Source organism: Sporolactobacillus sp. THM19-2 (assembly GCF_004153195.1).
Lineage (GTDB): Bacteria > Bacillota > Bacilli > Bacillales > Sporolactobacillaceae > Sporolactobacillus.
Genome location: NZ_SEMC01000010.1, coordinates 16,122 through 39,099 on the forward strand (window position 1 = coordinate 16,122; position 22,978 = coordinate 39,099).

At 47.8% G+C, this 22,978-nt stretch carries 15 protein-coding genes; 2 read left to right on the forward strand and 13 right to left on the reverse strand.

Features of this window, described 5'->3' with window-relative positions; all coding sequences use genetic code 11:
- The first annotated feature begins 466 nt into the window (after positions 1-466).
- Positions 467-1,573, forward strand: coding sequence for an ABC transporter ATP-binding protein (locus tag EWH91_RS08940; RefSeq protein ID WP_129929705.1), 1,107 nt, complete (start codon positions 467-469; stop codon positions 1,571-1,573).
- 136 nt (positions 1,574-1,709) lie between these two features.
- Here the strand turns inward: EWH91_RS08940 and EWH91_RS08945 are convergent, their stop codons facing one another.
- The 10 genes from EWH91_RS08945 to asnB form a co-directional block, all read right to left on the reverse strand.
- Positions 1,710-2,573, reverse strand: coding sequence for a helix-turn-helix domain-containing protein (locus EWH91_RS08945; protein ID WP_129929706.1), 864 nt, complete (start codon positions 2,571-2,573; stop codon positions 1,710-1,712).
- Positions 2,574-2,750: 177 nt separating this feature from the next.
- A complete protein-coding gene (pgmB, locus tag EWH91_RS08950) occupies positions 2,751-3,413 on the reverse strand; it encodes a beta-phosphoglucomutase (RefSeq protein WP_129929707.1) in 663 nt (220 codons plus the stop codon).
- Positions 3,410-5,713, reverse strand: coding sequence for a glycoside hydrolase family 65 protein (locus EWH91_RS08955; RefSeq protein ID WP_129929708.1), 2,304 nt, complete (start codon positions 5,711-5,713; stop codon positions 3,410-3,412). Before EWH91_RS08955 ends, pgmB begins: the two co-directional genes overlap by 4 nt.
- Positions 5,714-5,720: 7 nt before the next feature.
- Positions 5,721-6,593 (reverse strand): DUF1189 family protein, encoded by an 873-nt coding sequence (locus EWH91_RS08960; RefSeq protein ID WP_129929709.1) that lies wholly within the window; start codon positions 6,591-6,593, stop codon positions 5,721-5,723.
- Positions 6,594-6,599: 6 nt separating this feature from the next.
- Positions 6,600-7,451, reverse strand: a complete 852-nt coding sequence (locus EWH91_RS08965) for a sugar ABC transporter permease (RefSeq protein WP_129929710.1) — start codon at positions 7,449-7,451, stop codon at positions 6,600-6,602.
- Positions 7,452-8,756, reverse strand: coding sequence for a carbohydrate ABC transporter permease (locus EWH91_RS08970; protein WP_129929711.1), 1,305 nt, complete (start codon positions 8,754-8,756; stop codon positions 7,452-7,454).
- Between the two features lie 25 nt (positions 8,757-8,781).
- Positions 8,782-10,032, reverse strand: a complete 1,251-nt coding sequence (locus tag EWH91_RS08975; RefSeq protein WP_129929712.1) for an extracellular solute-binding protein — start codon at positions 10,030-10,032, stop codon at positions 8,782-8,784.
- A 100-nt stretch (positions 10,033-10,132) separates the two neighbouring features.
- Complete coding sequence (locus EWH91_RS08980) at positions 10,133-11,929, reverse strand: glycoside hydrolase family 13 protein (RefSeq protein WP_129929713.1); 1,797 nt, start codon at positions 11,927-11,929, stop codon at positions 10,133-10,135.
- Between the two features lie 400 nt (positions 11,930-12,329).
- Positions 12,330-13,286, reverse strand: a complete 957-nt coding sequence (locus tag EWH91_RS08985; protein WP_129929714.1) for a LacI family DNA-binding transcriptional regulator — start codon at positions 13,284-13,286, stop codon at positions 12,330-12,332.
- Between the two features lie 134 nt (positions 13,287-13,420).
- Complete coding sequence (gene asnB, locus EWH91_RS08990) at positions 13,421-15,271, reverse strand: asparagine synthase (glutamine-hydrolyzing) (RefSeq protein WP_129929715.1); 1,851 nt, start codon at positions 15,269-15,271, stop codon at positions 13,421-13,423.
- Positions 15,272-15,680: 409 nt separating this feature from the next.
- Between asnB and EWH91_RS08995 the strand changes: the two genes are divergently transcribed.
- Complete coding sequence (locus tag EWH91_RS08995) at positions 15,681-16,286, forward strand: lysozyme family protein (RefSeq protein ID WP_129929716.1); 606 nt, start codon at positions 15,681-15,683, stop codon at positions 16,284-16,286.
- Between the two features lie 162 nt (positions 16,287-16,448).
- On the opposite strand, the gene abc-f is transcribed toward EWH91_RS08995, so the two are convergent.
- The 3 genes from abc-f to EWH91_RS09010 all read right to left on the reverse strand — a co-directional run bounded on the left by abc-f (position 16,449) and on the right by EWH91_RS09010 (position 22,826).
- Positions 16,449-18,050, reverse strand: coding sequence for a ribosomal protection-like ABC-F family protein (gene abc-f, locus EWH91_RS09000; protein ID WP_129929717.1), 1,602 nt, complete (start codon positions 18,048-18,050; stop codon positions 16,449-16,451).
- Between the two features lie 383 nt (positions 18,051-18,433).
- A complete protein-coding gene (locus EWH91_RS09005) occupies positions 18,434-19,285 on the reverse strand; it encodes a YitT family protein (protein WP_129929718.1) in 852 nt (283 codons plus the stop codon).
- 358 nt (positions 19,286-19,643) lie between these two features.
- Positions 19,644-22,826 (reverse strand): efflux RND transporter permease subunit, encoded by a 3,183-nt coding sequence (locus EWH91_RS09010; protein WP_129929719.1) that lies wholly within the window; start codon positions 22,824-22,826, stop codon positions 19,644-19,646.
- Positions 22,827-22,978 lie beyond the last annotated feature (152 nt).

Here is a 22,978-nt window from a genome sequence, read left to right on the forward strand (position 1 = left end):
AATTCCCTCCTTCCACCATCTCGCTGTATTTTCAGTATACCCGATTGGCTGCCGCTTTTCATCAATAATGAATGCTGCGATGAATGATGCCGCTTGGGACTGACGGCGATCCGGCGCCGCCTGCTGAAAATGAGAACATTAAGTGAAACTTTATTTCCCGGTAGTTTTCGGGCGCACAGGACGTGTCCGTGCAAGTGTTGCGACAGGGCGCCCCCGTTTATAGCCTGCGCCCATCCCCTGCGGATTGTTCGTTTGAACCCGGCGGGCTTCTGCGGGCAGTGATCACCCACCCCGTCCTGTTCATTTACTCTCATGACCTGGAGGTTGGGGGTACTGCCCGTTCATAAATGTAAGCGGATTCGTCATTGTGCACAAAAGAGGGATACATTAATTAAGCATCCTGACATACAATGATGAAAGCGTTTGCATTATGATAGACGTATCAAAGATAAGGAGTGAAAAGATCATGGCGGAACTCTCACTAAAACATATGTACAAAATTTATGATAATAGCACCACCCCTTCTGTTTCAGACTTCAACCTGGATATTGCCGATAAAGAATTTATTGTATTCGTCGGCCCTTCCGGGTGCGGAAAGTCTACTACACTGCGTATGATCGCCGGCCTTGAGGAAATTTCAAAAGGTGAACTGTACATCAATGGTAAGAAAATGAACGATGTCGCTCCAAAGGATCGGGACATTGCGATGGTTTTTCAGAACTATGCCCTGTATCCGCATATGAGCGTCTTCGACAATATGGCATTTGGCCTGAAGCTGCGCAAGGTACCGAAGGCTGAGATTAAACAGCGTGTGGAACATGCTGCTGAGATCCTCGGCATTAAAGAATATCTTGACCGAAAACCGAAAGCACTGTCAGGCGGCCAGAGGCAGCGTGTGGCACTGGGCCGGGCGATTGTCCGCGACGCCAAAGTCTTCCTGATGGACGAACCGCTGTCCAACCTGGATGCAAAACTGCGTGTGCAGATGCGTTCGGAAATCAGCAAACTGCATCAGAATCTTGAAGCCACGATGATTTACGTCACGCACGACCAGACAGAAGCCATGACCATGGCGACACGGATTGTTATTATGAAAGACGGTGTGATCCAGCAGGTGGGGTCACCAAAAGATGTCTACGATACGCCGGCCAACCTCTTTGTCGGTGGATTCATCGGTTCACCGCCTATGAACTTCTTCCATGGAACACTTGAGGGCAACCATTTTAAAGGCGATGATATCGACATCGAAATTCCAGAGGGCAAGCTTAAAATCCTCCGCAACAAGAACTTTCTGGATAAACCGATCATCATGGGGATCCGTCCGGAAGACATTCATGATGAACCTGTCGTCATCAATTCCAGCCCGAAAAGCGTGATACAGGCCAAGATCAACATCCCCGAACTGACGGGGGCGGAATTTATGCTGCATGCTCAAGTCGGCACCCACAATTTCATTGCCCGTGTCGACGCCCGGACACCTTATCATGCAGGCGACAATGTGACTCTGGCTCTCAATGTCAGTAAAACCCATTTCTTTGATCCGGAGACGGAAAAATCACTGACTGCCGGCTGATTTTACGACAGAAAAGGCCCCGCGGGCGCTGCCGGACAGGCGGCGTTCCCAGGGTTTTTTTCTGAAAAATTTTACCCCTCCTTAACGTATAGCACAAGGGTGAATCATACCGGCAAATGCCGGGCTGATCACGGCATCAAAGAATGGAGAGATAAGCAAGGGTCAGCCCGTTCATCTCTTTCAGGGAGATGCCGGTCATTTCATAAAATTTCTCGATCCGGTATTGCAGCGTATTCCGATGCATGAACAGGTGCTTCGCCGCGGTGCTGATATTCCCCTGGCTCTCCCACAGCGACCTGATCATTCTGACGCAGACAGGATCATCGGTGATCATCGTCCGTACTTCAGCTAAAATCGCCCATTCGCTGATCAGCGGCTTCAGCAGGGAGAAAAAGCTGCATGCGACACTCGTCACCTCTTTCGGGGATGAAGCAGACAGGAATCTCCGAAATAAATCGCCTTCTTCCTGAAAAGCGCCTTTCAGCAATCCGGTTGCCGGATACCTGAGCCCGATCTGAAAGTAGGTTTTGACCGAGAAATCATTTTCCAGTGTATTGGCAATGGCACGAAGGTCCTCTGCCGGGACTGAAGGCTTCTCTTCAATGATCAGGCCCTGCGTCGATGAGAGGTATATGAAACTGTCTGATCTGTCAAAAAAAGCTTCCAGGGCCTGCCTCCATTCCGCCAGGTCATCCTGCGGCAGTCTGGCACTCATCTGAAAACGCGTCACCCGCACGCTTATGGACAGATCAAGATCTTTTACCGGCAACCCGCGGACCAGCAAATCGTACCACAGCCGGCCCTTACCGCTGTATACCGGCGGAACTTCCTGATTCAGCAGCATAACCAGCAGGTTTCGTTCACGGTCAGAGAGCGTCTGGGAAGGAATGCCAATATAGTACGGATCCTCATAAAAATAGAGCATATTCTTTTTGGGGACAAAGGGAGTCTTTTCCACTATGGTTCCCGGATAATTCCGGGCGAGACGGTTGATATTCATGATGGGCACCTCCTCCGTGTCACAATTCCATTAACTCTTTTATTATAGCCTGAAAAAAGCGCCGCTTCATTTATTTTCCAGATCGGGCAGTCGGCACACCTGATTCCTTTTTACTGATCCCGTAACCAGTCCATCCACTGGAAAAGCAGCCTGCACGCGGCTGCTTTTCCATGTCCGTTATTTATCCTTTCGGGTAAAATGCTGTTTCAGACGTTCAAGTGTCAGTTCCGCCGTCGATGCCACACGCCAGTCGGCAGCAGCAGCGGCAGGTGTCGCGATGCCAACGGAAAACATACCCGCTGCGTTGATGGCCTGAATGCCGGCAACTGCGTCCTCAATCCCGGCACATTCGGCAGGGCGCATTTTTAACTGTGCAGCCGCTGCAGCGAAAATCTCCGGATCCGGCTTTCCTTTTTTTAATTTTGCCGGATCAACGATTGCATCAAAAAATGAGGTGATCTGCAGACTGTCGAGGATAAACGGACCATTTCTGCTTGCTGAGGCCAGGCCGATTTTTATCCCCGCCTCTTTCAAATCCCTTAAAAACTGACCGATGCCGGGAAGCAGATCAGCCGGTGTCATGCCGGAAATCAGTCCCCGGTACGCCTCGTTCTTTCTGGCGGCGAGTTCGTCCTTCTCTAATGCGGAAAAATCATCTGACCGGCCGCCGAATTGCAGGATAAGCTCTAAGGATTCCATCCGGCTGATGCCCAACAGGTGTTGATTAAACGTCTCGTCAATTTCGATGCCAATCGATCGGGACAGATTTTTCCAGGCTTCAAAGTGATACTTTGCCGTATCGGTAATCACACCGTCCAGATCAAAGATGACTGCCTTCACGTTTTGCCCGCCTCCCTCTTTGTGCACAGTTTCCCGGTGTATGCGTGCTTAAGCAGGATCGCCCGTCCATAGAGTTTCAGCTGAAGGGGTTCGCCTGAAAGCAGATCCAGATGCAGGGCCTGCTTTTCGATCCTGACTTGAATCAGCCGTCCACGGTAATTTACTTTAAACGAGTAAGCCTGCCACTCGTCCGGTAAATGAGGTGCAAAGGAAAGTGTTTCCTGAAACGTACGCATCCCGGCAAAACCCTGAACGATGGCGAGCCAGCTGCCTGTCATGGAGGTAATATGCAGCCCGTCGTCTGTGTCGTTATTATAATTGTCAAGGTCGAGCCGCGCCGTCCGCTGATACAAAGCCAGTGCCTTTTCTTTCTTTCCCAGCTCCGATGCGAGGATGGCATGCACACAGGCCGACAGGCTGGATTCGTGCACCGTCAGCGGCTCATAAAATTCGAAATTCCGTTTCTTCTCTTCATCACTGAATTGATCATTGAGGAAATAAATACCCTGCAGAACATCCGCCTGCTTAATGAAACAGGAACGCAGGATTTTATCCCATGACCAGTGCTGATTGATCGGCCGCTCATCCCGGGGAATTTCTGTTGCCGGTCTGATTTCCTTATCCAGGAAGGTATCATGCTGGACAAAGATACCCAATTTCTCATCGAAGGGATAATACATCCGGTCAATGATGTCCTGCCAGTGATCCGTTTCTTTCTGTGACAGTCCGAGCGCCTGATATTTTCCGGTACTGACCAGATCCAGTACGCTGAGTGTGTACCCTAAAGTCCAGGCGGCCATTTTGTTCGTATACCAGTTGTTATTGACATTGTTTTCATATTCATTCGGACCGGTCACTCCGTGAATCATGTACTTGCCCCGGCGTCTTGAAAAATGGACCCGGTCCGCCCAGAACCGGCAGATACCGGTCAGGACATCAATCCCGTACTGATCAATATAGGATTTATCACCTGAATAATTGACATAATTATAAATTGCATAAGCGATCGCTGCATTGCGGTGGATCTCCTCAAATGTGATTTCCCACTCATTATGACATTCAACTCCTGTGAAGGTGACCATCGGATACAATGCGCCCTTCAGTCCCTGCTGCCGCGCGTTATGATATGCACCATCAAGCTGATGATAGCGGTACAAAAGCAGTTGCCGGGTCACAGCCGGACCCGCAGTGGAAAGATAAAACGGTACCGCGTAAGCCTCCGTGTCCCAATACGTTGCCCCGCCGTATTTCTCACCGGTAAAACCTTTCGGGCCAATATTCAGGCGCGCATCATCGCCATAGTAAGTGGAAAAAAGCTGAAACAGATTGAAGCGGATGCCCTGCTGCGCTTCATCGTCGCCGTCAATCGTAATATCCGACTTTTCCCACCGCCTGTGCCAGGCCGCGGCGTGTTCTTTTTTCAGTTCTGAAAATCCGCTGTCTGCCGCCTGGCCGAGCAGTTCCCTGGATTTTGGCAGTAATTTCGGGACATCATCATCCCTGCTTGTCGTGACCGCCACAAATTTGTCAAGAGTCAGCGAACGCCCCGCTTCCAGATCGGCAGCAAAGGATTGTGCGACATATAAGGGCCTCTGATTCTCTGAAACATCTGCCTGAAAATCAGTCCGGACGGCCATCGAAGCAGCTACAGTAAAGACCGGTGTGCCAAACGGATTATCGATGGTCCGAACAGCCAGGCTGGAGCATCCCGGCTCTGACGACCTGCCTGTCTCAAGCCAGAACATCTCCTCATCGTTTGCATCCTCATTTCGCACGTCTCCGTCAAGGTAAGGGACGAGCCGGACGGAAACCGGACCGGATAACCCTGTCACGCGAAAGCGTACCGCGCAGATCTCTTTATTGACAATACTGAGAAATCGTTCGGCCTCAATCCGCGTTTTTTTCCCTTTTTTCACGATGACATAGGAATGCTTCAAAGTGCCCGACCGCATATCCAGTTCAAGTTGAAAATGCTCAACCGGATCCTTGTAAAGATCCACCTCTTCCTCATCGAGGAAAAGATGCAAACCGATCAGATTCATGCTATTGATCACTTTGCCGAAATATTCGGGATACCCGTTCTTCCACCAGCCGACACGGGTTTTGTCCGGATACCAGATCCCCGCGAAATACGTGCCCTGATGATGATCGCCGGAGTACGTCTCTTCAAAATTGCCGCGCATCCCCATATAACCATTCCCAAGCGAGGTCAGGCTTTCCTCCAGACGCATCTGTTCCTTATGCAGGCGATGGGTCGTCAATTTCCATCCATTAATATCAAATAATCGTGATCGCGTCATGTTACATTCACCCGCTTACTGCTTTAATCTGTGATTGCTTTTTCATCGAACTTTCCTGAAAATGTGTACGAAAGAACACAAGGCTGATCATGAGGATGAGCCCAATGGATTGGAACAGAAGTGCTGTCGCTATATTCATCCCGGCAACGCCGAGGATCATAGCTATAATCGATGGGGCCCCTGCTGACAGCATGACGATGGATACCGCCTCTTTAAAGGAGCGGATCGCTGAAAAGCCTGATCGGCCTGTCAGCCATAAAACAAAGGAAAAGATCCCCAGCAGGATCAGATTTGAGATCATCAGGGCCGCGAAACTCATCAGCGACAGAATGGCCAGCAGCAGCGGCTTATACTGCCGAAGCCAGAGCTGTCCGAGCGTTGCTTTTAACTGTTTCGCGTTCCCGGCCTGCCACTCTGCCTGTCTGACCGGATAGTGAATCTCGAATCCATAACCGCTTTTGTCCGTTATGATGAACTGGCTTCGTTGCATAATCAGGGCATTATCGACACCGCTGATCTGTTTGTGATAACTTCCACCCTGAGCCGACCACTTGTTTTCCAGATCCACAGCAAGTAACGTTCCCTTGCTGGAAAAGCTGAAAGAATCCGCGCCCTTCAGATTTCCCCCGCTGAGCCGGGCATTTTGCAGACGAGCTGCAAACCTGTCAGCGATCTGACTGGTCAGTTCAGGTGCGACATTTCTAATGTCAAAACTCTTCAGAGATGAAAGCATCAGGCTGACAGGTACCATAAGGCAGGCGTTGATAAAAATAAACAGAAGAGTGAGTTTCAGCCAGCCGAACATTTTCCGATTCTGGAAAATTCGCTTTGGAAAACTCATTGTCATAAAGTAATTGACTGGAAATCGATATTTGTGCATGATACATTACCCCTTCGTGCCTCCTGCTGTCAGACCGGAAACAAAATATCTCTGCAGGTAGAAGAATAACAGGACGATAGGTAAAGCGATCAATATGGAACCCGCCGCGAAAAGAGCAACCATCTGATCCCTGGGATTAGAAATGAACTGCTGCAGCCCCACAGCAACCGTCAGACTTTCAGGCGTACGCAGTAAAAACTTCGCCAGCATGAAATCACCGAACGGTGCCATAAAAGCCCATAAAGCCTGGACAGCGAGCATCGGTTTGACAAGCGGCAGGTTGATCTGCCACAGGATCCGCAAATGCCCGGCCCCGTCTATTTTCGCAGACTCATCCAGATCCCTCGGTACGGTATCAAAATAACCTTTCATTAGCCAGGTATTCATCGGAATACCACCCCCAACATAAATCATAGTCAGGAACCAGTACTGATTTAACGCATTGAGGATCACGGCCAGGACATAGAATGCGGTCAGGGCAGCCATGGTTGGTACCATTTGAATAATCAGGAAAAACACCAGGCCATTCTTTCTTCCTGTGAAACGGTAACGGCTGAATGTATAACCGGCAAGTGTCACGATGACCAGCTGAATGATCATGGTCGACACCGCGATAATCAACGTGTTTTTATACCATGTCAGATAAAGGGTATCCGAGAACAGTCTCCGGAAGTTATCAAATGACCAGGATGAAGAGAAATCCAGCGTAAATGCGACCAGATTACCCGACTTGAATGCCGACGATGCCGTAATAAGCAGCGGATAGATAATGATGATGCTCAGCAGGATCAGGAACAAATACGTGAAGAACCGATTCCAGAATCGAGTGAACTTTTGATTTTTCAGTAATTCCTTCATTTACATCATCCCCTCTTTACCAAACGCATTCGTCTTCTTGAAGGCGATGAGTGAGATTGCGATAACGATTATCGAAATGACAATCGTCACGGCTGAGGCGAGTGCGAACTGCGGCGCTGTCCCGGTCGTCAGTTTGTAAATCCACGAGATCAGGATATCCGTCGTACCGGCACCGCCGCCGACATCTCCGGGTCCTCCCATATTGAACAGGTAGATGATCGCAAAATTGTTAAAATTAAACGTATACTGGGTGATCAGAACCGGTGCCGTCGCAAATAAAATCATCGGCAGCGTAATCTGATTAAACTTTTGCAGAAAATTGGCGCCATCAATCTTTGCTGCCTCATAGAGTTCATCGGGAATCGCCTGAAGGACACCGGTGACCATCACATAAATATAGGGGAAGCCGAGCCAGGTCTGAATCATAATCAGCGCCGTTTTTGTCCAGAACGGATCGGTTTTCCAGGAAATCGCCGGGATATCCACAAAGGGAAGTATGTTTATTAAGTGGATCACCTGGACATTGATCGCTCCAATACTGTCATTAAACATGTTGGAGAAACTCATAATCGTGATGAATGCGGGCACTGCCCAGGGAAGCAGGAAGATAACCCGGAAAAGCTTTTTCCCGATAATAAAATTCTGATTGGCGACAACTGCTGTCAATATGCCGAGTATAATCTGGCATGTTGTGGCAATAAGCGCCCAGATGATCGTCCACCCTAGCACCGTAACAAAGGTCGATCGATAGGAACTGAGAAACATAATATTGGCAAAGTTGGTGAACCCGGTCCAGTCAATTAATCTGGCCGGCGGAATATGATAAAAATCATAATTCGTGAAGGCCATTAAAAGCGTGACCAGGACAGGAAAGATGATAATGAAGGTCATCACAAAATAGGCTGGAACTGTTAATAAATAGGGAAAGCCGTTCGCCCAGACATTTTTGAGTATGGATCGGGCAGACGTGTTGGCCATCCCCAGTACATTCCATTGTCTGGCTACTTTTCTTGCATCGAGAAAATTCAATATCCAGAATAATACAAACAGGCATACGATGATGAGCTGCAGTGTCCCTCTGACCATCAGGAAAAGGGAATGATCCTGAATCGGTACGGTTCCCAGTGTGATGAGATTCGTCAGGGCATGACCGCCAATACTGGCCATTTCAATAACAAACAAGAGCGTAAGGAAAAGAAAAAGGATTCCTTTGAAAGGCTGTTTATTATAGAATTGCCCGAGACCGGGGATTATGGATAGCATCCCGGCCCTGCGGACATTTTTTTTATTTATTCCTGTCATCATGCTACCCTCTCACTGTTTCAGAGTTTTATTGATTGTATTTTTGCTTGATATTCGTCTGAATCATCTTCACCGCATCATCAAGTGCCTTTTTCGGTGCTTTTTTCCCTGAAGCAATATTAAACATCGTCGATTCCATACCTGGCCAGACTTCCGCCATTTCCGGGATACTTGGCATTGGAACAGAAGACTGATATTGTTTAATCACTGCATTGGCTAATTCATTTGAACCCTGGCTGACCTTTTCCTGAGTCTTGACATTAGCCGGAATTTCGTTGGTCGCTTCAAAGAACTTATAAGAATTTTTTTCATTTGTGACATATGTGAGCCACTTCTGAGCAAGTTCAGGCTGCTTTGTGTAAGCAGAAGCGATCCATCCCTTTCCTCCGGCAAACGGGGCATACGGTTTACCATTCGGCAGTGTCGGGATCAGGGAAACGCCATAATTGACCTTAGCGTTTTTTAAGGCGACAGCCTGCCAGGGTCCATCGATAATGGCAGCCGTTTTTCCATCCTGGAACTGTTTCAGCACGAAATCTCCGGAACTTTTAACGTCTCTCATGCCTTTGGGCCAGATATCCTGGAACCAGTGAGCGGCATATTTTCCTGCTTCAACAGCGCCGTCATTATTCAGGCCGATGTCTTCCCGGTCAGTCCCGTTATCTCCAAAGACGTAAGCACCATATCCTGACAGAAGACCGTAGCTAAAGAAGAAATCCGTCCATTTGGTCAGAAATGCAGTTGATTTTCCGGATTCCGACTTAAAGGCGTATTTTGGATCTTTCGTCAGACTTTCCAGTTCTTCAAAGGTTTTGGGGGCTTTTGACAGGAGATCTTTGTTATAAAACATCACCAGTGTTTCATTAACAAAGGGAACGCCGTAAATTTTTCCGCCGATATTCATCATTTCTTTATTCTTCTGATCAAAGGGATCCAGGATGCCCTTGTCGAGTTCCAGCAAATGACCCTGCTGACCGAGTCCGCCGATCCGATCATACGGTCCGATCATGACATCGGGGCCATTACCTGAGGGACCATCCAGCGGCAATGCTTCCAGCTGATCGAACATCGGTTTTTTTACCAGTTTGACTTTGACGTTATTCGCTTTTTCAAATTTCGGAATAATATCCTTTGCAAATTTTTCATAAGTCGGATCAATCGAAACGGTCAGCGTCTTTTTCCCATTGGATTCGCCTGAACCACCGGATCCGCATGCCGCCAGCGTAAATATCAGGCCAAAAATGACAAGCATTGAAATGACTTTTTTTATATGTTTCATCAACTTTTCCCTCCCTTTTTTCTTACAGTTTTATTATATGAATAAATAGTAAGCGCTTTCAATTTGTTTTTTCATGTTACCGATAACTGTTTTCCATTTCTTAAACAGGGGTTGCAAGGACAAGAAAGTGCTGTGCTTTTGTCTTAACTGACCTGACAGTGGATGTTTCTCCTGTCCAGATATTCTGAAGAAGTAAAGGTTCCTCGCTGATATTCATTTTTTGTGCCGTTTTACCGTGGTTAAAGACAAAAATGAGCGCTTTCCCATCAAGTTCCTTCTTAAAAGAGAGCATTTTCTTCTGATCATCAAGAGTGAGCCATGTCAGTCTCCCGTAAGTCAGGATTTGATGATACGCTTTTTTTAATTTAATCAGTTTTTTCGTAAACGCCAGCATCTCCCGATCCTGCGCGTCCTTATCCCAAATCATGCATTTACGGCAGAGTGGATCGGCTGCACCGTCCATGCCGATTTCGGTGCCATAATAAATGCAGGGCGAGCCGGCTTGGGTAAACAGGAAAGCAAGCGCCTGTTTGACTTTCTGCCTGTCCCCTCTGGCTTTTGTCAGAATCCGGGCGGTGTCATGGCTGTCGAGCAGGTTAAAGGCGACTTCATTAGCCGGCTGCATATATTTCATAAAATGCGCATTAATGGTGCTGACGGCCTGCGATGCCGTGATTTTGTCTTCGACGAAGAAATCAATGATCGACTGGGTGAGTGGATAGTTCATCACGCTGTGAAATTCGTCGCCCTGCAGCCAGTTCCAGGCGTCATGCCAGATCTCCCCGACAATGTAAATGTCACTTTTTGCATCTGTTACAGCCTTATGGAATTTTTTCCAGAATGCATGGTCCACCTCATCCGCCACGTCCAGACGCCAGCCATCAATATCAAACTCCCGAATCCAGTAAGTGGCGATATCGAGCAGATAGTCCTGCACCTCAGGATTTGCCGTATTGAGTTTCGGCATTTTCGGGGTAAAGGCGAACGTATCAAAGGACAGAGTTGTTTTTCCTTCGAAATTTCCGTTCTGTCCCTCTTTGACCGGGAACGAGCGGATATGGAACCAGTCCCTATAACGCGACTTCTCTTCATTTTTAACGACATCCTGCCACTGCTTTGATCTGCTGCCGATATGGTTGAAAACCGCGTCGAGCATGATCCGGATACCCCTTTTGTGGGCTTCCTGTACCAGTTTGCGGAAGATCTCCCTGTTTCCGAAATGCGGGTCAATCGAAAAATAGTCCGTCGTGTCATATTTGTGATTTGTCGGCGCCTCAAAAATGGGATTCAGGTAAAGACCGCCGATGCCCAGATCCTGCAGATAATCGAGGTGATCGATGATTCCCTGAAGATCGCCGCCGAAAAAATCTTTGCGACCGGGATCCTTGCTTCCCCATGGCAAGGCATTTTCCGGGGATATCGATGGATCTCCATCTGCAAAACGTTCCGGGAAGATCTGATACCAGACGGTCGATTTAACCCATTCCGGGGCTTTAAATCGATCTGCTTCATGGATAAAAGGAAATTTGAAAAAGTTATCCGCTGCCGTAAACGTTTGCTTTTCTGCCGGCAAAAAACCTCTGTCTCCGTAAAAGGCCGTTTCACCCTCAGACGAAGTGAGGACAAAACCATACTGAAGGCGATGAAAGGGCGGCTGAACCGTGGCCAGCCAGTAGTCATGCAAATCTGTTTTGGCGATTTTCTCCATTTTTTTCTGACTGCTGAGCCATTCCCACACGCCCTTTTCTTTTTCTTCCGAGCGGAACGGGTCTCCGTAAATCAATGAAACGGACTGGATATCCTCTTTTTTTGTCCTGATCCTGATATGCAGCGTATCGTTATCATAAGGATAAGCATAAGCGCTGCAAGGCTGGTGATAAACGGCTGATTTTTCCATTTTCTATCCCTCCTGTTCATTGTTTTTTAACAAAACGCCGCATTCATATAGTGCGAATACATCAATGTTGCCAGCATCCCGGCACGTTCAGTGCGACACGTGACGTCTTGAAGATCGGGTTCAGACGCAGGACGTTAACCCCAGGGCACCGCATATGTCACTCGGTTTTTCCATAATCCCTCTGATGCCCCCCAATCCCGTCCCCCGTTTGTCTCTTTAAGTCCCTTGGATAAATCTGATTAACAACAGCCTGACGCCGCCAGAGACGCTGCACATTACGCCTTTCACTTGTTAAAATAGCATGCGTTTTCACAGATAACAATAAGAAGTCCCACTGTTAGCGATAACAGTATTGTGAGGAAAAGAGGAACATGCCGGGCATGTTCCTCTTTTCCTGCATCTATTTGATAAGCGTTGATTCGCGGATAATCAGTTCAGGCTGAAAAATACGGCTGCCGATATGGCCGTCATTCAGGTCAATCTTTTTCAGAAGCATGCGTGCACATTCCTGGCCCATCTCAATCACAGGCTGGCGGACGGTCGTCAGCTTTGGACAGGATATCCGGTCAAGAAAGACGCCGTCAAATCCGGTGACCGCTGCATCCGTCGGTATCGCTAACCCAGCGGCCCGGATGGCTCTGACGACACCAATGGCAATCCGGTCGGAGGCGCATATAAAAGCAACTTTCCCGTGAAGCTCTGTTAACAGAGCCTGAGCCTGTGCCTGAGCGGCGTGCGAACTGTTTTTCATAAGAAATACACGACCGGCCAGCTTGTGTCGCCTCACTGTCTTCTCATAGCCTCTGATTCTGGCAGCCATAAATGGTTCATCGAGCCTGATCCCGAAAAACAGGATTTGCTTAAAGCCAAGGTCTATGACATGCCGGACAGCCAGACGAATACCCTTTTCATTGTCCACATCGACGAAATCATAACCTCGGTTATTCTGTCCGAATAAGACAACAGGACGCTCCAGTTTATCGATAATACGGTCATAATCTGCTTTCCTCATGCCCGTGACAATTAACCCGTCACAGGGGCCGATTTCATGTGAAAGACGGGTGGCAAGCTGCAGCGCGTAATGGTTCTGATCAAGCTCTTTAGCAATTCCTGCCAGAAGATTCATATAATAGGGTTCTGTTACATCCATCTCTTCAAGGATCAGGAACTTAATGATCCTTGTACGGTTCTGAACCAGAGCCCTGGCGGCGAAATTAGGGACATAATTGAGTTCTTTCATCGCCGTATAGACTAGTTTGCGGAGCTCATCCGAAACTTTGTCCGGATGGTTGATCACGCGAGAAACCGTCATTTTCGACACGACGGCTTTTTTAGCAACATCAGACAGCGTAGCCATTTGATCCCCCCGCTTTCATGATCAAAAATATCCCAAATTGTATTATAACACAGGTTTAGAAACCGCTTACACAATGGACGATATTGATTTTTAAAGGGATCGGGCAGTCGCCCCCGATCCCTTTTTGTCTTCTTTCAACGGTCAACAATATCCACATGATAGGTTTCCAGCCACTCATTGATCATCGCCAGATGAGCGATCAGCTGCGGCCCGCTCATTAACTGACCGAACCAGGGCACTTTAAATGACGCGCCCGCGGTATCAATGATTGACTGTACCTTATCTTTTTGAACGAATTCAAGAAGCGGCGCACCCGGCCGGTCAATGACTTTCTTGAGCCATCCTGAAACAGCTTCAGTATACTTCGGGTGGAAGGTTTTCGGATAGGGGCTTTTCTTCCGATATAAAACCTCATCCGGCAGATAGCCCCTGAGTGCTTCTCTTAGAATCCCTTTTTCCCGCCCGCCGTGCATTTTCATCTCCCATGGCACATTCCACAGATACTGGACGAGCCGATGATCGGCAAAAGGGACGCGCACTTCGAGGCTCGCTCCCATACTCATCCTGTCTTTCCGATCAAGTAAAGCCGTCATAAACCAGTTCATATTAAGATAAAACAGTTCACGTCTTTTTGCATCAATTGCTGACTCACTTTCAAGGCGCGGCGTCTCAGCTACTGTCTCATGAAACCGCATCAGGGCATATTCTTTCAGATTCAGCCGGCTTTCCCACTTCTCATTCAGAAGACTCTGGCGCGCCTCTGTCGAGCGCATCCACGGAAATCCTTCTTTCGCCGAAGTTTCCGGACTATGAAACCATGGGTATCCCCCGAATATTTCATCGGCACATTCGCCGGACAGAGCCACAGTAAAATCTTTCTTAATGCCTTCGCAGAACCAGAGTAAAGAGGAGTCCACATCCGCATAACCGGGCATATCGCGCATGTGTATGGCTTTTTTCAGCCAGGCCACCAGTTGTTCATTATCAATCACCAGACTGTGATGCACGGTGCCCAGATAGTCAGAAACTTTTTTCACATAAGGGGCATCGCTGTCCGGCTGAAACTTGCTTGTGTGAAAAAACTTGTCATTTTCCCGGTAATCAATCGAATACGTATGCAAGGGCGGTCGATGGATCCGTTTAAAATAGTTTGAAGCAATAGAAGAGATACCGCTCGAATCCAGGCCTCCGGACAGGAAAGTGGTTACAGGGACATCAGCATAAAGCTGGCGTTCCACCGCATCTTTCAACAGATAGCGGACATGCTCTACCGTATCCTGCAGACTGTCCGTATGCAGCGCGCTCCTGACATTCCAGTAACGCCAGATCTTTAAACCATCTTTTGTAAAGGACAGGGCATGTGCCGGACGCAAATCATGAATCCCCTTATAGATACCGTGACCCGGTGTTTTCGACGGACCCAGCCCGAAAACTTCAGATAAGCCTTCTCTGTCAATCGATGGCTTGACGTCAGGATGGGCCAGAATCGCTTTGGGTTCGGAACCAAACAGAAAACGTCCTCCATTTTCACTGTAAAAAAACGGTTTAACCCCCAGTCTGTCCCGCGCCGCAAACAGTTTCTCTTTCTTCCGGTCCCAGATGGCAAAGGCGAATATGCCGTTGAAGCGGCTCAGGCAATCTTCCTGCCACTCCATATAGGAAGTTAACAGCACTTCTGTATCCGAGTGGCCTTTAAACTGATAGCCTTTCTTCAGGAGATCCTGCCGTATTTCTTCTGTATTATAAAGCTCGCCGTTATAGACAAGAATATATTCCCGATCCCTGACCGTTTTGCTCATCGGCTGGCATCCACCCGCCGGATCAACAACAACCAGCCTTGCGTGACCCAGCGCCGCTTTTTCCGATACCCATATATTCAGATCATCCGGACCACGGTGTTTCATCGTCTGCGTCATTTTTTTTATCGTTTTTCCTTCGCCGCGCAGATCCTGACGCCGGTCAATCCACCCTGCAATTCCGCACATTATGGTCATCCTTTCCTCTCAGCATTGACTCTTTTCATCCTATGCAGGGCGGCCGGTCGTGTGAGGGGGCCCCTCCGATCGAAAAATTTCCTGTTTATTCGACATTTTTCGGTTGTATACGGACGAAAAATGACGATTCTAAATGAAAGGTTTATATAATGAGAGGTATAAAGTAAAATTTCAATCAGCCAGCAGGGGGGTCATGCGCACAGGATGTGCTCGTGCAGGCGTTGCGACAGGAATCCTTCGTTTTCGTTTTAAGCCTGAGCGCATCCCCCACTGATTGTCAGTTGAACCCATCGTGCTTCTGCGGGCAATCATCCCCCACCCGGGTCTGTTCATCTACCCTCATGACCCAGGTAGCACTACCCGTTCATACGGGATAAAAATACATGCAGGATTAAATAATATGAAAAAAATCATCACATTAATCATCTCTCTTTTTTCCATCATCGGTTTCTCCTGGCTTGCTCTTTTTATCATTTCCAGTCTTTACAGTCCTCAGGCCGATCATGTCCCGTTTCTCAATGATCACCGGGTCATCAGCCCGGAAATTGAAAATCAGCGTCCACTTTTCAGAAAGTATGCTAAAGCCAACGATCTCGAACCTTACACAGATCTGATCATGGCAGTGGCCATGCAGGAGTCGAAAGGAAAATCTTCTGATATTATGCAGGCGTCTGAAAGTCTGGGTCTTCCGAAAGACTCGATAGAAGACCCGGAAAAGAGTATAGAGGTCGGAACCAGATATTTTAAAAAGTCAATGGATAAAGCGGATGGAAACATCCCTCTGGCCCTTCAAAGCTATAACTTCGGACTCGGTTTTACTGACTACGTCCGGCATCACGGAGGCCGCTTCTCCAAGGAGCTGGCAGAGCAATTTTCAGACAGCAAAGCAAGAGAACTCGGCTGGAAAAAATACGGGGATCCGAATTACGCAGAACATGTCCTGCGCTATTATCAAAATGAAAAAATAAAACGATCAGGGGAAGCGAAATCCGGCGAATCAGAATGACACTTGCCGGCCGGAAAGTGTGAGAAAGCACAAAAGACTGCCGGCAAAAATGAGTATATGATGCGGAAATCACCGGATTCATTTAACAAGGCCGGACTAAAGGTGAAAAAAATCGGACCGCTCATGCACAGGCAGCGGTCCGATTGTCAACTTCTTCAGAAATTATGAATTCTCCAGTTGATAGTTTGTTAATTTTCCATTTTCCAGCCAGTAAATTTTATTGAAACACTGCTTCAGAAAATAACGGTCATGGCTGACTGCGATGACGGTTCCCGTAAATTGACTGACGGCCTCTTCCAGCACCTCTCTGGACTCGATATCCAGATGGTTCGTCGGTTCATCCAGAATTAACACATTAATTTTTTTCATCATCAGATCAGCCAGCCTGATACGGACGCGTTCACCACCACTTAATGAACCGATTTTCCGAAAAACATCGGCACCATAGAACAGGAATTTTGCCAGTTCACCTCTGGCTTCTCCTTCCGTCAGTCTGGCATGTTCACGGAATACATCGATCACACGTCTGTCTTTTTCTCCGGGATTCTCAAAAACGTGCTGTGATAATATACCGACATTCAGATTTGTTCCCTGTTTGATTTCTCCTTCCACCGGGCTTGTCTGCCCGAGCAGACATTTCAGCAGCGTCGTTTTACCGGAGCCGTTCGGTCCCATAATGGCCATCCGGTCCTGGTAACGTAAATCCAGATTCACCCCGCGGAAGAGGACATGTTTACCGAAACGGACGGTCAGATCATGGCAGCTCAGAACGCGGTTTCCCGTGCGTTTACTGGCGTTAAAATTGAGTGCCATTTTATCTGACTCCATTTTCGGTTTCTTCAGGCGTTCCATTCTCGAAAGAGCCTTTTCCATGCTCTTTGCCCGCCGATGAAGTCCGGCATTCGGCGGGTTCGCCTGATTTGCCCATTCTTTCAGTCGTTTGATGGTTTCTTTCATCTTGTTTATTTTCTTCTGCTGCGTCTCAAAAGCCGCAAAAGCAAGCAGAAGCCGTTCCTGTTTTTCTTTTATATAGGATGAATAATTTCCGTGATAAACAGTGACTGTGCCATCCTCCAGATCAAGCACTTTGCCGACTGTGCGATCAAGAAAAAAGCGATCATGTGACACCAGGAGAATCGTCCCTTTATACTGCATAATAAACCTTTCCAGCCACTCGAGTGCCATAATATCCAGATGATTGGTCGGCTCATCAAGCAGCAGCAGATCCGGAGTGTTCAACAGCTGGCAGGCAAGTCCGACTTTTGTCCGTTCTCCACCGCTCAGCGAACGATAGGGTTGATCAAGCAGGTGGCCGATGCCGAGACCTCCTGCAACATGCTCAATGGAGTGATCGATGTTGTAACCTCCGAGACGCTGGAACGTCTCCTGCAGTTGCGCATAAGTCCTCAGCATTTTTTCCATTTTGTCGGCTGAAACAATAGAGAAAGCAAGTTCCATTTCGTGCATTTTTCTGGAGATTTCCGTACATGCCGAGAATGTGCCTGCCAGGACCTCACGTACGGATTGATCTCCTCCATCCGGTAATTGCCTCAAGTAACCGACCGAAGCCTCCTTTTTAATCGCAACATTGCCCTCGTCCGGCTTATCAAGCCCGGAAATTAAATTGAACAGAGTCGTTTTCCCACTTCCGTTCGCCCCGACAATGGCCGTCTTTTCACCCTCATGAACAGTAAAACTGACATCATGAAGGATTTCTTTACCAGCAATATTCTTTTTCAAATGATCTGTCTGACAGATGATCATAAGTGGTCACATCCTGATATTTATTCATTTTAGAAGCCTTCTCGCGTTGATCTCATTGAAAAAGATCAAAAGGTGCAGCCTTAGATTCAGAACACAAAAAATCCACGGAAGACTTTACCCGTGGATCAGAGAATATCAATCACTCATGGACTAGCTGTATTAAAAATCCGTCGAGCGGGCTGCGTCACCGTACAAAGCTATACTGTTTTCCCAGAAAAGGGCAGACTCCACCCTTTAATGAAAATACAGAAAAAATCGCACGAATCAGATAGAGAAAAGACTCTAACTGTATGCGACGCTTTGCTGCACAGGACAACAGACCCACCTCCTTTACTCTCTTCTTACTGTCATTTTACCAGATCATTTTTATTCGGGCAATCCATTTATACCTGCCTTTTTTTATGAAACAGTCCGAATACGGCAGCTGTTTCAACTACATTTGTAAAGGCTTTGGGATCTGTCTCAGTGACGATGCGTTTTAAGGCGTATAATTCATATCTGGTGATGACCATCATCAGGACATCCCTATTCTGATCCGTGAATCCACCTTTTGCAGGAATTTTTGTGATCCCCCGATCGAGCCTCGCGTAAAGGGCTTTCTGTACTTCCTTAGCCTTGCTGGTCACAATCCAGGCGGTCAGCTTCACATAGCTGGTGTGAATGGCGTCAATGACCCTGATACTGACGTATTGCTGGAGCAGGGTGTACAAAGCGCGTCGCCAGCCAAAAAAGAATCCTGCAGAGAGAATGATCACCGCATTCAAGGCAAACATATAGCCCCCGATCGGGCGGTCCTTTTTCATCGACAGGATCATGGCAATAATATCCATGCCTCCGGTGGATGCACCGAATTTCAGGGTCAGCCCGACTCCTGTTGCCTGAACGACTCCGCCAAACACCGCATTCAGCAGAATATCTTCAGTCAGTGGATGAACAGGAATCACCATCATGAAAAGTGTCGTCAGGACGACACTGATCAGGCTGTATGTTGTGAAACGATGTCCTATTTTAATCCAGCCGGCATAAGCTACGGGAAGATTAAGCAGGAGCAGCAGAATCCCGGTACTGATATGGATCGATGCGGGTCCCAGCAGTGCTGAAATCAGCTGGGCAATACCGGTCATACCACCGGACAGAACATTTGCCGGGATTAAGAAGAGGTTCAGCGAAGCGGCATTGAGAATCGCTCCGATGATAACAATAAACAGAACTTTGGTCTCCTGATAAACAGACATCGTGTCCATCATCCTCTTTGCATCATCTTTTGTTCCACGTTACCATATTCTGGCGTAAAGCTTCAACTGTTGCACATCAGAGGGCTCACTTGTCTTCTGAAACGCCTTTTTCATTGCTTAACATGCCCATCGTACCAATATGCCAGCCAAAGTTGGCTTTTCAAACTTGAACTTTCACTGATAATTCTTGAATTCAGGCCGATCATGTGAAACTTCAATCCGTGGGGAGCTTCATCTCCCAAGGATTGTCCGTTGAACCCATGGGCTCCTGCGGGATAAATGCCCCGCGTGGCGCAGGGTTTAAGGTATAAAAAAAGTTCCGATCAGGCGAACCCTCACGGAACCCTGGATTAAACAGTTATTCAGTGACTTTAGCCGTTTTTCGGCTGAATTTATGCTTCAGTTTCATCAGAGCTTCATAAACAATAGGTACAATAATCAGCGTCAGAATGGTTGAACTGGTAATTCCTCCGATAACGGTGATTGCAAGGCCTTTTGAAATCATCCCTCCGCTGCTCTCCATTCCGATGGCAAGCGGAATCAGGGCACAAATGGTGGCAATAGCCGTCATCAGGATAGGGCGAATTCGAGTTCCGGCTGCTTCAAGCAGGGCTTCCCGCGTATCGAACCCGGCCTTTTCTTTGTGAATAACCCGATCGATCAAAACGACCGCATTTGTGACAACAATGCCAATCAGCATCAGCGCACCGATCAGGGATGATATACTGATGGTCTCCCCGGAAAGAAGCAAAGCCACCAGACTTCCGATAATAGCAAATGGAAGAGAGAAGAGAATAGCAAACGGTGCCAGTCCGCCTCCGAAGGTTACAACGAGAACAAAGTAGACAATAAGAATCGCTGCCAGCATGGCCATACCGAGCTGACTGAAAGATTCGTTCATTTGCTGCGCCACGCCGGCGAATGAAACACTTGCCCCGTCGGGAAGATCGAGCTTATCGATCTGTTTTTTGAGATCTGCTGTCGCACCCGAGACATCCCGGGCATTCACTTTTGCCGTTACCTCGGCGTACAGTTTACCATCTCGTTTCGTAATCGTTTGTGGAGATTTTCCGGATTTCACCGTTGCAAGTTCATCAATCGGTACTTCCTGACCCGTCTGAGACTTGACAGTTTTACCCGTCAGATCATTGATATTGTCCACACCTGCCTGTTCAGGGACTTTCAGATAAACATTCAGGTCGTCGCCATCACGCTTAATTGTCGTCAGCGGTTGCGCGTTCGACATGTTACCGGACGCCATCAGACTCTGAGCAATCTGTCCGGCGGCAATTCCGTACTGACCCAGTTTCTGCTGATCGGCAACGATTGTGTATTGATCATAGGCCTGCGTCAGACTGGAGTCCGCCTCCGAGAAATTCTTGTCCTTTTTAACGGTATTTGTGACATCTTCAACAACCGGCTGCAGTTCGTTCATCGAATCTCCATAAACATACAGACTCAGCTGGTTTGAACCTGCCCCTCCGCCAGTCATATCCTGTATTTTCCATTCGCCCTGATCGGATAAACCGTTCAGGCCTTTAAGCGTATCCTTTTGCAGTTTGTCAAAATTCTGTGTGCCCTTTTTATAGCTGACATAAAAGAGCGCCTGATTATCAGAGGTCTGGAACATCGGTGTTGATCCTGATCCCCCGATTGAATACTGCATTTTTGTCATGTCTTTATTTTCATTCAAATACTTTTCTGCCTGCAGTGCAACGTCTTTCGTGTCGTCCTGAGTCTGTCCCGGTTTCGGATTGTAGGTCAGAATCAGTTCCTTCTGCTGATCACTCGGCAGAAAACTTGCTCCGATATGAGGAACGAGGAACAGGCTTGCCGCGAAGAGCAGGATGGCAGAGCCGAAGACGATGGCTTTATGATTTAATGCCCCATTGAGTACCCTTCTGTAAAAGGCGGCAAGTTTCCCGGGATGCTCCTCACTGTCTATTTTCTTTTTCAATCCTTTTTTAAAGAAACTGTTGGCCAGCATCGGTACAATCGTAATGGCAACAAGAAGTGAGGCTAGCAGGGAGAAAACAATGGTCAGTGCGAACGGCATAAAAATCTGTCCGACAATGCCGGTCACAAGGGCCATAGGCATGAAAACAGCGATTGTGACTATAGTCGACGACATAATCGGGATAAACATTTCATGTGTCGCCTCACGAATCAGCTCTTTGCCTGTCAGTTTCTCGGTCCGCAGCGTCATCCGTCTGTAGATGTTCTCAATCACAACAATCGAATCGTCAACGACGCGACCGATCGCGATGGTGAGCGCACCAAGCGTCATGATATTGAGAGTGATATCCATCTGATTGAGAAGGGCCAGTGCGATTAACAGAGATAACGGAATGGAAACAACCGATATCAGCGTCGTTCGAATATTTCTCAGGAAGAGCAGGATGACAAGCATCGCGAACAGGGCACCGAAAATCGCTTTTTCAATCATTGTATTTACAGATTCAACGATCGGTTCACCCTGGTCAAACATAGCTGTTGCATGGACATCTTCATGCGTTTTTTCGAAGTTGTTGATTTGATCTTTGACCCCGTTGACGACGTCTACAGTATTGGCGTCCTGCCCTTTAACCACCGAAATACCGATAGATTCTTTGCCGTTTGTCCTGGAAATTGATTCTGCATTTTTAACAAGCGTGACATCGGCAACATCTGACAACTGTATCGTCGGCGGCTTGAGCTGCGCAGCCGGTCCGGATGCACCCGGCAGGGTCTGTCCGCTGTCTGTCCGGCCCATCTGCCCTGCCGCACTTTGCTGACTCCCGGCTGCAGCGCCTGTCTGTGGAACAACAGGTATTCTTATTTTCTTCAGATCATTTGCAGACCCGATATTTCCGCTGACAACAACAGATTTCTGGCTGTCATCAATCGTGTACAGACCCAGAGGGGTTGAAACATTGTTACCCTTAATCAGTTGAATGACAGAATCCTGGCTGAGTCCGTATTTCTTTAACTGTGACTCTTTGAATGCTATTTGTACCTGTTCTGACTGCTGACCGGATAACGTGACAGATGAAACACCGTCGACTCCTTCAACTGCCGGCAGCAGATCATTTTTCACCTGACTGCTGAGTTTTTCTAGTGATTCCCCGTCACCTGATATACTGGCGCTGTACACCGGCATGGCGTCCATGCTGATTCGCATGATTGTCGGCCGTTTCACCTGATCAGGAAAGGTCAGTTGATCGACAGCTTCTTTGACATCATTGACTGCCTGATCCATGTCTTTATCGAATCCGTATTCAATGATGACCGAAGACATACCCGTTGATGACTTCGAGCTGACGTTCTGCACGCCGGGCATGGTCTGCAGTCGCTGTTCAATCGGCTGTGTGACATTTTCATCTACATCACTGGGTGCTGCCCCCTGATACACAGTAGAAACACTGACAACCGGAATGGTGAAATCCGGCATGGTTTCCATTTTCATATTTGTTCCGGCGTAGACACCACTGACTATGACAACAATCGTCAGAAGCCATACAGCCAGTTTATTTTTCATTGAAAAAGAGATCATTTTACGCACGACATCCACTCCACTTTTTTATTTTACACACTGACTACACTATATTGCTTCTTTCTCCTTCCATGGGTGTATGCTACACGTTCTTCACAAGAGGAGCAACATTCCGGAGCCGTAGCGGGCTATACGACTTCAGGCTTAGCACCCATATTGAA